This window comes from Companilactobacillus hulinensis (assembly GCF_003946555.1).
Lineage (GTDB): Bacteria > Bacillota > Bacilli > Lactobacillales > Lactobacillaceae > Companilactobacillus > Companilactobacillus hulinensis.
Window position 1 is genome coordinate 90,695 of the sequence record NZ_RHOO01000004.1, and the last position, 13,549, is coordinate 104,243.

General features: G+C 38.0%; 26 protein-coding genes. All 26 read right to left on the minus strand.

Annotated elements, in window-relative coordinates; genetic code table 11:
- Window positions 1–11: 11 nt before the first annotated feature.
- Window positions 12–455 (minus strand): 50S ribosomal protein L13, encoded by a 444-nt coding sequence (rplM, locus tag EKM66_RS03740; RefSeq protein ID WP_125761840.1) that lies wholly within the window; start codon window positions 453–455, stop codon window positions 12–14.
- 127 nt (window positions 456–582) lie between these two features.
- Window positions 583–1,332 carry a tRNA pseudouridine(38-40) synthase TruA gene (gene truA, locus EKM66_RS03745; RefSeq protein WP_125761842.1) on the minus strand — a complete coding sequence of 250 codons (750 nt, stop codon included), beginning with the start codon at window positions 1,330–1,332 and terminating at the stop codon, window positions 583–585.
- A 3-nt stretch (window positions 1,333–1,335) separates the two neighbouring features.
- Entirely contained in the window at window positions 1,336–2,133 is a 798-nt protein-coding gene (locus tag EKM66_RS03750) for an energy-coupling factor transporter transmembrane component T family protein (protein WP_125761844.1), read from the minus strand.
- Window positions 2,134–2,988 (minus strand): energy-coupling factor ABC transporter ATP-binding protein, encoded by an 855-nt coding sequence (locus tag EKM66_RS03755; RefSeq protein ID WP_125761846.1) that lies wholly within the window; start codon window positions 2,986–2,988, stop codon window positions 2,134–2,136.
- A complete protein-coding gene (locus EKM66_RS03760) occupies window positions 2,964–3,797 on the minus strand; it encodes an energy-coupling factor ABC transporter ATP-binding protein (protein ID WP_125761848.1) in 834 nt (277 codons plus the stop codon). Before EKM66_RS03760 ends, EKM66_RS03755 begins: the two co-directional genes overlap by 25 nt.
- A 185-nt stretch (window positions 3,798–3,982) precedes the next feature.
- A complete protein-coding gene (gene rplQ, locus EKM66_RS03765; RefSeq protein WP_125568079.1) occupies window positions 3,983–4,363 on the minus strand; it encodes a 50S ribosomal protein L17 in 381 nt (126 codons plus the stop codon).
- 30 nt (window positions 4,364–4,393) lie between these two features.
- Window positions 4,394–5,332, minus strand: coding sequence for a DNA-directed RNA polymerase subunit alpha (locus EKM66_RS03770; protein WP_125761850.1), 939 nt, complete (start codon window positions 5,330–5,332; stop codon window positions 4,394–4,396).
- Window positions 5,333–5,395: 63 nt separating this feature from the next.
- Window positions 5,396–5,782, minus strand: a complete 387-nt coding sequence (rpsK, locus tag EKM66_RS03775) for a 30S ribosomal protein S11 (protein ID WP_025023834.1) — start codon at window positions 5,780–5,782, stop codon at window positions 5,396–5,398.
- Between the two features lie 22 nt (window positions 5,783–5,804).
- A complete protein-coding gene (gene rpsM, locus EKM66_RS03780; RefSeq protein ID WP_125761852.1) occupies window positions 5,805–6,170 on the minus strand; it encodes a 30S ribosomal protein S13 in 366 nt (121 codons plus the stop codon).
- Between the two features lie 22 nt (window positions 6,171–6,192).
- Window positions 6,193–6,309, minus strand: coding sequence for a 50S ribosomal protein L36 (rpmJ, locus tag EKM66_RS03785; RefSeq protein ID WP_010018546.1), 117 nt, complete (start codon window positions 6,307–6,309; stop codon window positions 6,193–6,195).
- Window positions 6,310–6,338: 29 nt separating this feature from the next.
- The gene (gene infA, locus EKM66_RS03790; protein ID WP_010018544.1) at window positions 6,339–6,557 is read right to left on the minus strand and encodes a translation initiation factor IF-1; all 219 of its coding nucleotides are present in this window, start codon (window positions 6,555–6,557) and stop codon (window positions 6,339–6,341) included.
- Between the two features lie 95 nt (window positions 6,558–6,652).
- Complete coding sequence (locus tag EKM66_RS03795) at window positions 6,653–7,306, minus strand: adenylate kinase (protein ID WP_125761854.1); 654 nt, start codon at window positions 7,304–7,306, stop codon at window positions 6,653–6,655.
- A 14-nt stretch (window positions 7,307–7,320) separates the two neighbouring features.
- Window positions 7,321–8,616 carry a preprotein translocase subunit SecY gene (gene secY / locus EKM66_RS03800; RefSeq protein ID WP_125761856.1) on the minus strand — a complete coding sequence of 432 codons (1,296 nt, stop codon included), beginning with the start codon at window positions 8,614–8,616 and terminating at the stop codon, window positions 7,321–7,323.
- Window positions 8,616–9,056, minus strand: a complete 441-nt coding sequence (gene rplO, locus EKM66_RS03805; RefSeq protein WP_125761858.1) for a 50S ribosomal protein L15 — start codon at window positions 9,054–9,056, stop codon at window positions 8,616–8,618. The genes secY and rplO overlap by 1 nt, the downstream gene beginning before the upstream one ends.
- Window positions 9,057–9,084: 28 nt before the next feature.
- Window positions 9,085–9,270: a 50S ribosomal protein L30 gene (gene rpmD, locus EKM66_RS03810; protein ID WP_025023839.1), complete on the minus strand. Its 186-nt coding sequence runs from the start codon at window positions 9,268–9,270 to the stop codon at window positions 9,085–9,087.
- Window positions 9,271–9,287: 17 nt separating this feature from the next.
- Window positions 9,288–9,788: a 30S ribosomal protein S5 gene (gene rpsE, locus EKM66_RS03815; RefSeq protein WP_125761860.1), complete on the minus strand. Its 501-nt coding sequence runs from the start codon at window positions 9,786–9,788 to the stop codon at window positions 9,288–9,290.
- A gap of 18 nt (window positions 9,789–9,806) precedes the next feature.
- Window positions 9,807–10,172, minus strand: coding sequence for a 50S ribosomal protein L18 (rplR, locus tag EKM66_RS03820; protein WP_318530615.1), 366 nt, complete (start codon window positions 10,170–10,172; stop codon window positions 9,807–9,809).
- A 33-nt stretch (window positions 10,173–10,205) separates the two neighbouring features.
- Window positions 10,206–10,736 carry a 50S ribosomal protein L6 gene (gene rplF / locus EKM66_RS03825; RefSeq protein WP_125761864.1) on the minus strand — a complete coding sequence of 177 codons (531 nt, stop codon included), beginning with the start codon at window positions 10,734–10,736 and terminating at the stop codon, window positions 10,206–10,208.
- Window positions 10,737–10,767: 31 nt separating this feature from the next.
- Window positions 10,768–11,166: a 30S ribosomal protein S8 gene (rpsH, locus tag EKM66_RS03830; protein WP_125761866.1), complete on the minus strand. Its 399-nt coding sequence runs from the start codon at window positions 11,164–11,166 to the stop codon at window positions 10,768–10,770.
- 29 nt (window positions 11,167–11,195) lie between these two features.
- Complete coding sequence (locus EKM66_RS03835) at window positions 11,196–11,381, minus strand: type Z 30S ribosomal protein S14 (protein WP_125761869.1); 186 nt, start codon at window positions 11,379–11,381, stop codon at window positions 11,196–11,198.
- Window positions 11,382–11,399: 18 nt separating this feature from the next.
- The gene (gene rplE / locus EKM66_RS03840) at window positions 11,400–11,942 is read right to left on the minus strand and encodes a 50S ribosomal protein L5 (RefSeq protein ID WP_125761871.1); all 543 of its coding nucleotides are present in this window, start codon (window positions 11,940–11,942) and stop codon (window positions 11,400–11,402) included.
- A 16-nt stretch (window positions 11,943–11,958) separates the two neighbouring features.
- On the minus strand, window positions 11,959–12,201 hold the full coding sequence (gene rplX / locus EKM66_RS03845; protein WP_125761873.1) for a 50S ribosomal protein L24: 243 nt from the start codon (window positions 12,199–12,201) through the stop codon (window positions 11,959–11,961).
- 32 nt (window positions 12,202–12,233) lie between these two features.
- Complete coding sequence (gene rplN / locus EKM66_RS03850) at window positions 12,234–12,602, minus strand: 50S ribosomal protein L14 (protein WP_057766345.1); 369 nt, start codon at window positions 12,600–12,602, stop codon at window positions 12,234–12,236.
- Window positions 12,603–12,633: 31 nt separating this feature from the next.
- Window positions 12,634–12,909, minus strand: a complete 276-nt coding sequence (gene rpsQ / locus EKM66_RS03855; protein ID WP_125761875.1) for a 30S ribosomal protein S17 — start codon at window positions 12,907–12,909, stop codon at window positions 12,634–12,636.
- 22 nt (window positions 12,910–12,931) lie between these two features.
- A complete protein-coding gene (gene rpmC / locus EKM66_RS03860) occupies window positions 12,932–13,126 on the minus strand; it encodes a 50S ribosomal protein L29 (RefSeq protein WP_025023849.1) in 195 nt (64 codons plus the stop codon).
- A complete protein-coding gene (gene rplP / locus EKM66_RS03865; protein WP_125761877.1) occupies window positions 13,116–13,547 on the minus strand; it encodes a 50S ribosomal protein L16 in 432 nt (143 codons plus the stop codon). Before rplP ends, rpmC begins: the two co-directional genes overlap by 11 nt.
- Window positions 13,548–13,549 lie beyond the last annotated feature (2 nt).

The following is a 13,549-nucleotide window of genomic DNA, read 5'->3' on the forward strand; positions in this document are numbered from 1 at the left end:
TGTTTTCCTCCTTAAATTAGTTTGTTGATATCCAACTCTTCTGGATTTTGTGCTTGGTGCTTGTGATCAGAACCTGCATAAACATGCAACTTCTTAATTTCAAGACGGCCAAGGCTGTTCTTAGGTAACATACCACGGATTGAGTCTTCAACAAACAATTCAGGTTTTGTTGCTCTCTTTTCGCCGGCACTAATGCTCTTCAAACCACCTGGATGATCTGAATGAGAATAATAAATCTTTCCCTTAGCTTTTTTACCTGTTAATTTAACTTTATCTGCATTGATGATAATAACATTATCACCTGTATCAACGTTAGGTGTGTAAGTTGGCTTGTTCTTACCTCTAAGAATTGAAGCTACAACTGATGAAAGTCTACCTAAAACGACATCTTCACCATCAATTACATACCATTTACGTTCAACTTCACTTGCTTTTGCTAATGGTGTTGTACGCACTTTAAATTCCTCCAGTTTCTACGTCTGTTTGACACTCAATAAGTTTCCGGGGCTCATCGTGGGGCAAACAATACCAACAACAATAATACTTGGTATTGTGCCATAAGTCAATAATTATCCACAGGTTTTATTCATAAAATACTTGTTTCAAATATAGTCCACTAGCAGGTGCCGTTCCACGTGCCTCTTGGCGGTCCCTAACCTCAAATAATCTCAAAAAATCGTGAACATCTCGCCTGCCATTACCAATTTCCAGTAATGTAGCAACGAGAATTCTCACCATATTATAAAGGAAACCATTTCCGGTAAACTCAAAAATCAATTCATTTTGCGATTCTTCATATTGTACCGTAGCTGAGTAAATTGTGCGAACTTTATTTTCAATTACTCCACCAGAAGCCGCAAAACTAGTAAAGTCATGTTCACCTTCAAGATCATTTAATGCAATCTTAATTCGCTCAATATCAAGTGGATATTGATAATGGCCTGTGTAAAATCTCTTAAAAGGATCCGTATAATGTCCACAATCAACTCGATATTGATAAGTCTTTCTTTTAACCCCATATCTAGCATGAAAATTCTCATCAACAATTTCAGAAGTTTTAACAATTACATCTAGTGGCATAAGAGCATTGATTGCTCGCAACATATTTTCAGCTAGAATTGTCCCAGGATAGTCAAAATGAATTACCTGACCAAGTGCGTGTACCCCAGCATCAGTTCTACCAGAACCATACACTTCCACATGTTCACCCTTTGTCATTTTTTTCAAGGCACGTTCCACAACACCTTGAACTGTTCTCATATCAGGTTGCCTCTGAAAACCATGGAACTTTGTGCCATCATAAGCAATCGTTAATTTGTATCTAGTAGTCATAAATTAGTAGCTCCGAATCATCAATAAAATTCCTGTAATTACAATCATCACAATTGCCGCAACAGTATCGCGCATTTCCCATTTCAACATCCTATATTTACTTCTACCTTCACCATCTCTATATCCACGAGATTCCATAGCAATGGCTAAATCATAAGCAATAGAAAAACTACTGACAAACAAAGGAATTAGTATCGGTACAAAGGACTTGATTCGTTTGATCAAGCCGCCCTCTCCAAAATCAACACCGCGGGCACGTTGTGCATCCATGATCTTGGTTGTCTCATCAATTAACAATGGAACAAAACGTAATGCAATCGACAACATTAAAGCAATTTGTGTAACTGGAAACTTAATTGCTTTCAAAGGTTTTAAAATGCTCTCGATTGAATCGGAAATCTCAATTGGCGTCGTTGTTAGAGTCAATAATGTGGAAACAAATATTATCAACACAAAACGAACAAAGATATATGCTGATATAACCATTCCTTCTTTAGAAAGAGTTAAAACTCCAAAATTCCATATAGGATGCTCACTCGGTGTAAAAAACATCTGCAACAACACTGTGAATAATATCAGCCAAAACATCGGTCGTAACCCTTTTAAAAAGAATCCTAAATTAATTTTGGATAAATATACAGCAAATAGAACAAACAATAGCAGGAATCCATACGATGCTACATTATTTGCCAAAAAAACAATTCCAATAAAATAGAATGTAATCAAAAATTTCCCACGAGGATCAAGCTTATATATTAATGAATCCCCTGGCAAGTATCTCCCAAGAATCAATTTATTCATTTAATCACCATTTATTTGTTGTTTTATTTCAGTGGATAACTCGTCGAGAGTTATCGGTAATTTATCAAACTTAAACCGTTTCTGTGATAATCTCTGTGCAAAACGAGCACTTTGTGGCAAAGTCAACATACCACCTGTTAATAACTTTTCATCATTGAACACTTCTGATGGAGTACCTTCACCAACAATTTTGCCATCATGCATAACAATAACATCGTCTGCATAATCCGCTACATCATCCATATTGTGAGTAATCAAGATGATCGTTCTTCCCTGCATTTGCAACTTCTTAAACAATCCCATTATTTCCTTACGTCCCACAGGATCGAGTCCAGCAGTCGGTTCATCAAGAATTATAGTTTCAGGATTACTTGCAAGAACACCGGCAATAGCAACACGCCGCATTTGACCACCAGATAGATCAAACGGAGACTGCTCCAAATATTTTTCATCCAAACCAACAAGTTCAATCATATCATGTGCAGAACTTTTTGCATCTTCTTCAGACATACCAAAATTCATTGGACCAAACATTATATCTTTTTCAACAGTATCTTCAAATAACTGACTTTCAGGAAACTGAAATACCATGCCGACATTTTTTCGAAGTGGTTTAAGATTCTTATTGTTAGTTTCGGAAGTTATCGTCCTATCTCCGACAATAACAGAACCACTAGTAGGTTTAAGCAATGCATTAATATGATGAACCAATGTAGATTTACCACTACCAGTTTTACCAATTATTGCTGTAAATTTCTTATCAGATATCTTTACCGAAACATCGTCCAAACCAAGGGACGCAAGTGGGTTATTTGCTTCATACGCATGAGTTACATTTTTGAAGATAATTTCCATATGCTATCCATTAACTCCTCTTCATTTAAAAAGCCCTCAGGCAATTTCAAATCATTTCTTAATAACTGGGTCAATTGGCTAGAAAACGGCTCCTCAAGCCCGAAATTAGTCAACTCAGAGCCAAGATTATATATCGACTCTGGCAAACCATCTTTCACGACTCGTCCATTATCTAGGACAACAATTCTTTCAGACAATTGAGTTTCCTCAATATCATGAGTAATTGAAATAATCGTCATATTTTGATCATGTCGCAAACGTTTTATCAAATCTAGAACAGTTTTGCGTCCCTTAGGATCCAACATGCTCGTTGACTCGTCCATAATAATTATCTGTGGTCTAGTTGCCAATACACCAGCAATCGCGACACGCTGCTTTTGACCACCAGATAATGATTGTGGATCACGCGTTTTATAATCCTGCATATCTACCATTTCCAAAGCAGCATCAACCTTTTCAACCATCTGAGGCCGAGGAACACCTTGATTTTCTAACCCAAAGGCCACATCATCTTCAACCGTAGCACCGACAAATTGGTGATCAGGATTTTGAAATATTATTCCAATCTTTTTACGAGCGTCCCAAATATTATCCTCATTAATCGTTTGGCCATCTATTTCAATAGTACCAGAATCCGCCTCTATCAATCCATCAATCAACTTCGTCAGAGTAGATTTGCCACTACCGTTTTTGCCAACGATTGATAACCATTCATTAGTATTGATATCCAGTGATAAATTATCAATTGCGTGTGACACAGCATCAGGATATGTATATGTAATATCTTTTATCGAAATAATATTATTCATGACGTCTCCTCAAAATGTACTAGTTATATCATAGCGAAAAAATGTGTTTTTGGGTAAAAAAAAATCATTCGACAAATTAGTGTTTCGTTTTACCGAAATCTCAGAGATAGACTTAGCTATTTTCATAACCATCATCTTAACACTCACTAATTCATCAGAATGACTGATTTTTAATAAACTTATTATTAAACTAATTCAATAATAACCATTGGAGCTGCGTCGCCACGGCGAGGTGCAGTCTTCAAAATGCGTGTGTATCCACCATTACGTTCTTTGTAACGAGGTGCAATATCACTGAACAACTTTTGAAGTGCTGATTGAACAACAACTGCGTCGTCTTCTTCAGAAATGTTAGCAACTTCGTTTCTAACATATGAAGCAGCTTGACGGCGAGCATGAAGATCTCCGCGCTTACCAAGGGTAATCATCTTTTCAGTTGTACGGCTGATTTCCTTAGCACGAGTTTCAGTTGTAACAATACGTTCATTAATGATTAAATCAGTAGTTAAATCGCGTAACATTGCTTTTCTTTGAGAACTTGTACGTCCTAATTTACGGTAGCCCATGTCTATACCTCCTGTTTGAATTTCAGACTATTAGTCTTCTTGCCTTAATGACAATCCAAGATCAGCGAGCTTTTCTTTAACTTCAACTAATGACTTGCGTCCAAGATTACGAACTCTCATCATATCAGCTTCAGATTTTTCAGTAAGCTCTTGCACAGTATTAATACCGGCACGCTTCAAACAATTGTATGAACGAACTGATAAGTCCAATTCTTCAATTGTCATTTCAAGCTTCTTCTCTTTTTGTGTTTCTTCTTTTTCGATCATCATATCAGCGCTCTTAGCTTCTTCTGTAAGGTTAACAAAACTATTTAAATGTTCTGTTAAAATCTTGGCAGATAAACTAATAGCTTCTCGTGGTCCAATTGAACCATTTGTCCAGATATCAATTGTTAATTTGTCGAAGTCGTTTCTCTTACCCACACGAGTGTTTTCAACTTGATAGTTAACTTTATCTACTGGTGTAAAAATAGAGTCAACTGGTAAAACACCGATAGGTGTTTCATCTGTTTTATTTTGTTCTGCAGGAGTATATCCACGACCATTTTTAATTGTCATTTGCATGTGGAAGTGTCCACCCTCAGCAACAGTACAAATAAATTGTTCTGGATCGAGGATTTCCAAATCATCGTCAGCTTTAATATCTTTAGCTGTAACAGTAGCAGGACCAACGACGTCGACCTCAGCTTTTAAGCTGTCTTCAGCATAAGATTTAAGGTTAAGATCTTTAACATTAAGCACAATTTGTGTAACATCCTCGATCACGCCATCAATAGCTGAGAATTCATGCAATACACCATCTATTTGAATATCAGATACCGCTGTACCAGGTAATGATGCCAAAAGAACTCTACGTAGAGAATTACCTAAGGTTGTACCATAACCTCTTTCCAACGGTTCGATAATATATTTACCGTAATCATTGCTTTCTTCAACTGCAGTGATAGTTGGCTTTTCAAATTCGATCATTCGGTTAGTTCCCCTTTCAAAACGAAATGTGTGTAGCTTAGTTCATATGGGTATAAAACCATTCTATACACGACGACGCTTTGGAGGACGTGAACCATTATGAGGAACTGGAGTAACGTCACGAATTGCTGTAATTTCCAAACCAGTAGCTTGTAATGAACGAATTGCAGCTTCACGACCTGAACCAGGACCCTTAACAGCTACTTCAACAGTTTTCATACCATGTTCCATTGATTCTTTAGCAGCAGCTTCACCAGCCATTTGTGCAGCAAATGGTGTTGATTTACGGCTTCCTTTGAATCCTAGAGCACCAGCTGATGACCATGAAACGGCATTACCGTTAACATCAGTAATCATAACTAGTGTGTTGTTGAATGTGGAGTGGATATGTGCAACACCAGATTCAATATGCTTCTTAGTACGGCGCTTACGACCTTTACTTTGTGCCATGAATTAACCTCCTATCTGTTAATTACTTCTTCTTACCCGCGATAGATACTTTCTTACCCTTACGAGTTCTTGCATTATTCTTTGTGTTTTGACCTCTAACTGGCAAACCACGACGATGTCTCATACCACGGTATGAACCAATTTCTTGTAGTCTCTTAATGTCCATGCTTACTGAACGACGTAAGTCACCTTCGACACGAATGTTATCAACTTCTGCACGAATTTTTTCTTCTTGATCAGGAGTTAAGTCTCTTGTTCGAATGTCTTCTGAAACGCCGGCATCTTTTAGCACTTTTTGGGCTGTTGTGTTACCAATACCAAAAATGTATGTTAAGGCAATAACGATTCTCTTATCACGAGGTAAATCTACACCTGCTATACGAGCCATTAATTGCACCTCCTATATTTTATTATCCTTGTCTTTGTTTGTGCTTTGGATCTGCAGAGCAAATAACCATAACGCGACCGCGTCTCTTAATTACTTTACAGTGTTCGCACATAGGTTTAACGGATGGTCTTACTTTCATGTTGGAACCTCCATTCCATTAAAATCATATTATCTATATCTATATGTAATTCTTCCCTTGGTTAAATCATAAGGGGATAATTCCACGGTAACTTTATCACCGGGTAAAATTCTAATGTAGTGCATACGGATTTTACCTGAGACATGGGCCAACACAGTTGCTCCATTTTCAAGCTTTACCTTAAACATTGCATTAGGCAATGTTTCTGAAATTGTACCTTCTACTTCAATGACATCTTCTTTTGCCAAAGATATTAACCTCCATCGGGATGAAATTCATCTGCATATACCGCAAGATTATACAATAATCTCACTGTCATGTAAACAAATAAAAGTAAAAAGTCTTACAGACTTTGTAAAACTTTCTTTACTTCTTTATAAACTTCATCTATTTCTTGTTCACCATTGATCTTGTGTAACAAGTTCAACTTGTCATAAAAATCAATTAATGGTGTATTCATTTCAATATTAACTTTTAATCTGTTCTTAACTGTTTCTGGTTTGTCATCCTCACGTTGGAAGAAATCATGTCCGCCACAGACGTCACATGTTCCTTCAACCTTAGTAGGATTGTAGATCTTATGATACGTAGCTCCACATGTTGAACAAATATATCTTCCAGATAAACGATCAACTAATGCCTCAGGCTTTACATCTATGTAGATGACAGCATCTATAGGTTTGTTTACATTCTTTGCAATTGTCTGTAAAGCATTTGCCTGTTCAAGAGTTCTCGGAAATCCGTCAAGCATGTATCCGTTCTGTTGAACGTCATCCTTAGCTAAACGTTCTTCAACGATAGCTTCAGTAACGTCATCGGGAACTAACGCACCTTTGTCAATAAAACTCTTGGCTTTTAGACCAACTTCAGTTTTATCAGACATAGCTTGTCTGAACATATCTCCAGTAGAAATATGAACAACCTTAAAATCTTCAACAATCTTTTCAGCTTGAGTACCCTTACCAGCACCAGGTAATCCCATCAATACAATATTCATTGTCACATCTCCAATTATCTAATAAACCCAACGTATTCACGTTTCATCAAAAGACCTCTTAATTGTCGATCCATTTCTAGAGCAACACCAACGATGATCAACAAACTAGTACCACCTAATCCGATGGATTGAGGTAAGTTGAATAAGTTGGCTGCTAACAATGGAAGCAATGAAACAAGTCCTAGGAACACTGAACCAACGGTTGAAAGTCTCATAAGGACACCTGACATGAACTTGATAGTTTCATTACCAGGCCATACACCAGGGATATATGCACCCTGTTTCTGTAAGTTTTCAGCAAGCTTCTCAGGATTTACTTGAACAAATGCATAGAAGAATGTAAATAACACAATCAACAATGTATATAGTAGAGATCCTGTTGTCGTTTGCATACTGAATATCTCAGTTAATACTTGATACCATGAATCTTCACTGTGATTTGCTTGGAACGCCATCAAAATAGTTTGTGGTGTAACAATAAAAGAACTAGCGAAGATAACTGGAATAACACCAGCAACGTTAACTTTTAATGGTAGAAAACTCTCACTACCACTTCCGGCTGCACGTCTTGTATATTGTATTGGAATTCTTCTATTTGCCTGTTGTACGTAAGTTACGAATAACACAACAATTAGAATTGCAATGGCCAATCCCACCATGAATCCAATATTTTTTGCAAGGTCCGCAGAATCAGCATTAATGATATTGTCACGGTAAATTTGATAAATCCCATTAGGGAATCTAGCAATAATACCAGCGAAGATAATCACTGACACACCATTACCCAGACCTTTATCAGTAATCTGTTCACCAATCCAAGTAAGCAACATTGTACCACCAGTTAAGATAATACCAATAGTTACAAACGCTCTCACGTTTGGAGACTTAACAAGTCCCAACCCACTTAATTGGTTAAATCCAGCAGTGATACCGATTGATTGAACAAAACCTAAAACAATCGTCAAATATCTCGTTACTTGATTTAGTTTTCTACGACCAACTTCACCTTGTTTACTCCATTCAACAAACTTAGGAACAATGTCCATCTGTAACAGTTGAACGACAATTTGAGCGGTAATGAATGGTGAAACACCCATTGAGAAAATGGAATAATTTGAAAGACCACCACCAGTTACGGTATCCAATAGGGGAACTAACCCTGTGGAACTAACCTTGTCCATTGCGGCAGCGTTAACGCCTGGTACCGTAATTTGTGATCCTAAACGGTAAATCACAAGTAACATCAAGGTAAATAGGATATTTTTACGGATCTCCTTCACCTTTAGAGCATCTCTGATAGTTCTAAGCATTAGATCACCTCTACAGTTCCACCAGCAGCTTCGATTGCTTTAGTAGCAGCGTCAGAGCTCTTAGCAACTTTTACAGTTAACTTAGCACTAACTTCACCATTTGCAAGTAATTTGACACCGTTATATTCTTTCTTAACGATTCCAGCTTCTTTTAATGTATCGATATTAACTTCAGCACCGTCATTAAACTTGCTTAGGTCTTTAAGGTTTACAATAGCGTATTCCTTGCGGTTGATATTGTAGAAACCACGTTTTGGCATACGACGGAACAATGGCATTTGTCCACCTTCGAAACCAATACGTGTTTTACCACCTGATCTAGCTAATTGACCTTTTTGTCCACGACCAGCAGTTTTACCTTGGCCACTTGAAGTACCACGACCAAGACGCTTTCTTGAATGTCTTGAGCCTGCACTTGGTTTAAGTTCATTTAGTTCCATTATTGCACCTCCTAATCTTTGAGAATTATTAATCTTTAACTTCTTCGACACTTACTAAGTGAGCGATTTTAATTACAGCACCGCGAATAGCAGGATCATCCGGCTTAACAACAGAACTATTAACTCTTCCGAGTCCAAGTTCTTTAACAATTGTGCGTTGAGCAGGAAGGCGGTGAGCTGCACTTCTAATAAGAGTAATCTTAAGTTTAGCCATTATTACACACCTTTCTTCTAGTTAAGCAAGTTTTGAGCTGAGATTCCGCGCATTTCTGCAACACTCTCAGCAGTCTTAATTTGTTTTAGACCTTCGATTGTAGCACGAATTACGTTAATTGGTGTATTTCTACCAAGTGATTTACTTGTAATATCACCAACACCGGCTAATTCAAGCACGGCACGAACAGAACCACCAGCAGCGATTCCTGAACCTTCAACGGCTGGCTTCAACATGATCTTACCAGCACCGTATCTACCGATTACTTCGTGAGGAATTGTTGAACCTACCATAGGAACGTTAATCAAGTTCTTCTTAGCATCTTCAACAGCTTTACGAATAGCTTCGGGAACTTCTTGAGCTTTACCTGTACCGAAACCGACGTGACCATTCTTGTCACCAACGATTACGATAGCAGCAAAACGTAGACGGCGTCCACCTTTAACAACCTTAGTAACACGGTTGATTGAGACAACGCGATCTTCTAGTTCGAATTGAGATGGATCGATATATGTCATAAATTTGGTTTCCTCCTTCTAGAATTTTAGCCCATTTTCACGAGCTGCTTCAGCAAGACTTTGTACACGGCCGTGATAGATATATCCACCACGATCAAATACAACTTCTGTAACTTTTGCTTCGTTAGCTCTTTGTGCAACCAATGCACCAACAGCAGAAGCTTGTTCAACTTTTGAACCGTCTTTGACTTCTTTATCAAGAGTTGAGGCACTTGCTAGCGTTACACCCTTTACGTCATCAATCACTTGAGCGTAAATGTTTTTGTTAGAACGGAATACATTTAAGCGTGGGCGCTCAGCAGTACCAGAGATTTTACCACGTACACGTTTTTGACGCTTTTGACGTGCCTTGTTTTTATCTGGTTTTGAAATCACAATATTCACCTCATAGAATTATTAGTACTAAATTAGTACCTATTACTTACCAGTCTTACCTTCCTTACGACGTACATATTCGCCAACATAACGAATACCTTTACCCTTATATGGTTCTGGGGAACGTACATCGCGAATCTCAGCAGCAAATTGACCGACTTTTTGCTTACTAATACCAGAAATATTAATTTCAGTATTTGAAGGAGATTCAATCTTGATACCCTTTGGTGCATCCATAACAACTGGATGTGAATAACCAACTGAAAGTGTTAGTGTGTCACCTTTAACTTGTGCACGGTAACCAACACCTCTAAGTTCAAGCTTCTTTTCAAATCCTTCTGTAACACCAAGGATCATGTTGTTTAGGTTGGCACGCATTGTACCATGAAGAGCCTTGTCATTCTCATCTGAACGAGTAAACTTAGCTTCATTTCCTTCAAGAGTTAACTTGATTTTTGAATCAAAGTGTCTTGTTAATTCACCCTTAGGGCCTTTAACAGTAATGTCTTCATCTTTTTGTGTAATTGTAACACCTGCTGGTACTTCAATTACCTTATAACCGATACGACTCAAATTAGTGCACCTCCTTGTCTTTTAAAAATTTCTACCAGATATATGCAAGAACTTCTCCACCCACGTGTTTTGCGCGAGCTTCTTTATCAGTAATTACACCGTCTGAAGTTGAAAGAATAGCGATACCTAATCCATTAAGAACCTTTGGTACGTTATCTGAATCAACATAACTGCGTAGACCTGGTCTTGAAATACGTTTCAAGCCTGTAATTACGCGTTGTTGATCTTTTCCATATTTTAAGAAAATACGAAGTACACCTTGCTTGTTATCATCGATAACTTCGTAATCTTTGATAAATCCTTCATTCTTCAAAATCTCAGTCATACTCTTCTTAATGTTAGAAGCAGGTACTTCTAGAGATTCATGTTTAACCATATTTGCGTTACGGATACGTGTTAGATAATCCGCAATAGGATCTGTCATGACCATTTAATTTACCTCCTTTTTAGATGTTAATTCTACCAACTAGCTTTTTTCATGCCAGGGATTTGACCTTTATGAGCCAATTCGCGAAGGCAAACACGGCAAAGCTTAAATTTACGATATACAGAATGTGGACGACCACAACGTTCGCAACGAGTATATGCTTGTGATGAGAACTTAGCAGGTCTATGATTCCGTACAATTTGAGATGTCTTAGCCAATGAATTTGACCTCCTTAATTATTTTGTGAATGGCATTCCGATTTGTGTTAATAATTCACGTGATTCTTCATCTGTGTTAGCTGTAGTAACAATAACGATGTCCAATCCACGAATCTTGTTAACCTTATCGTAGTCAATTTCTGGGAAAACCAATTGTTCCTTAATACCTAGTGTATAGTTACCACGACCATCAAATGAGCGTGTGCCAACACCACGGAAATCACGAACACGAGGTAATGCAATGTTGATTAACTTGTCAAGGAAGTCATACATGCGGTCACCACGAAGTGTAACCTTAGCACCGATTGACATACCTTCACGAAGTCTGAAACCAGCGATTGATTTCTTAGCCTTTGTGATTAAAGGTTTTTGACCAGCAATTAGGCCTAATTCTTCGACTGCTTCGTCAAGATTCTTTGAGTTAGCAATTGCGTCACCAACACCCATGTTCAAAACGATCTTATCGATCTTAGGTGTTTGCATAATTGATGTGTAATTGAATTTTTCCATCATTGATGGTGTAATTTCTTTTACATACATTTCTTTTAATGCATTAGCCATTTAGTTTTCTCCTTTCTTATTTATCTTCTTTATCAGTTGATTTACTTATAACTTTAACGTTAGTTACACTAATAGGCTTCTCAACGTCAATGATTCCACCTTGGGGCTGTGTATTACTTGGCTTAGAGTGTTTCTTTACGACGTTTACGCCTTCGACGATAACTTTATTAGCTGAAGGAATAGCTTGTTTAACTACGCCTTCCTTGCCTTTGCTATCACCAGAAATAATTTTAACGTTGTCTCCAGTTTTTACAAACACTATTCAGCACCTCCTGAATTTGATTGATCTTTTTATAGCACTTCTGGTGCTAATGAGACGATCTTCATAAAATCGTTATCACGTAGTTCACGAGCAACGGGTCCGAAGATACGAGTTCCTCTAGGTGTCTTATCAGCGTTAATAATAACCGCAGCGTTCTCATCAAATCTGATGTAAGAACCATCTGTACGGTGAGCACCGGACACTGTTCTTACGATAACTGCCTTAACGACGTCACCTTTTTTAACAACGCCACCTGGTGTTGCTTGTTTGACAGTAGCAACAATAACGTCTCCGATATTAGCTGTCTTACGGTTTGAACCACCAAGAACTTTAATAGTTAGAATTTCACGAGCTCCAGAGTTATCTGCAACTTTTAGACGACTTTCTTGTTGAATCACTTCTTGGTCCTCCTCTCATCAGTAATTGTTTCTAGATAATAACTGCATGTTCGACGATTTCTAATAAACGGAAGCGCTTTGTCTTTGACAAAGGTCGAGTTTCCATGATACGTACAACATCGCCAGTCTTTGCTTCGTTCTTTTCATCTTGAACGTAGTACTTCTTTGAATACTTAACACGCTTCTTGTATACAGGGTGGTTCTTGTATGTTTCAACAACAACTACGATAGTTTTGTCCATCTTATCTGATACAACGCGGCCTTGATATACCTTACGGCTGTTACGGCTTTCTTGTTTTTCGCTCAACTTGAGATCTCCCTTCCCTTTATTAGTTTTCGTTATTCTTTTGGTTTTGAACAGTTCTTAATCTTGCAATGTTTTTTCTAACAGCCTTTAAACGGGCTGTGTTTTCCAATTGGCCTGTGGCCTGTTGGAAACGCAAGTTGAACAATTCTTCTTTATATTCGTTAACTTTATCTTGCAATTGAGCAGCAGTTAGCTCTTTGATTTCACTAGCCTTCATCAGCGCCACCTACTTCCTCACGTTTTACGAACTTAGTTCTAACTGGTAATTTGTGAGATGCAAGTCTCAATGCTTCGCGGGCAACCTCTTCAGGAACGCCACCGATTTCGAATAAGACTTTTTCACGCTTTACAGGAGCTACCCAACCAGCAGGTGCACCTTTACCATTACCCATACGAACTCCGACACCTTTTGCAGTGTATGATTTATGAGGGAAGATTTTAATCCAAACCTTACCACCACGCTTCATGTAACGAGTCATAGCAACACGGGCTGCTTCAATTTGTCTATTTGAGATCCAGCTTGAGTCAAGTGACTTCAAACCATATTCACCAAAATCAACATTCTTACCACCCTTAGCTTCTCCGCGCATCTTGCCACGGAATTCACGACGGTGTTTTACACGTTTTGGTACTAGCATAG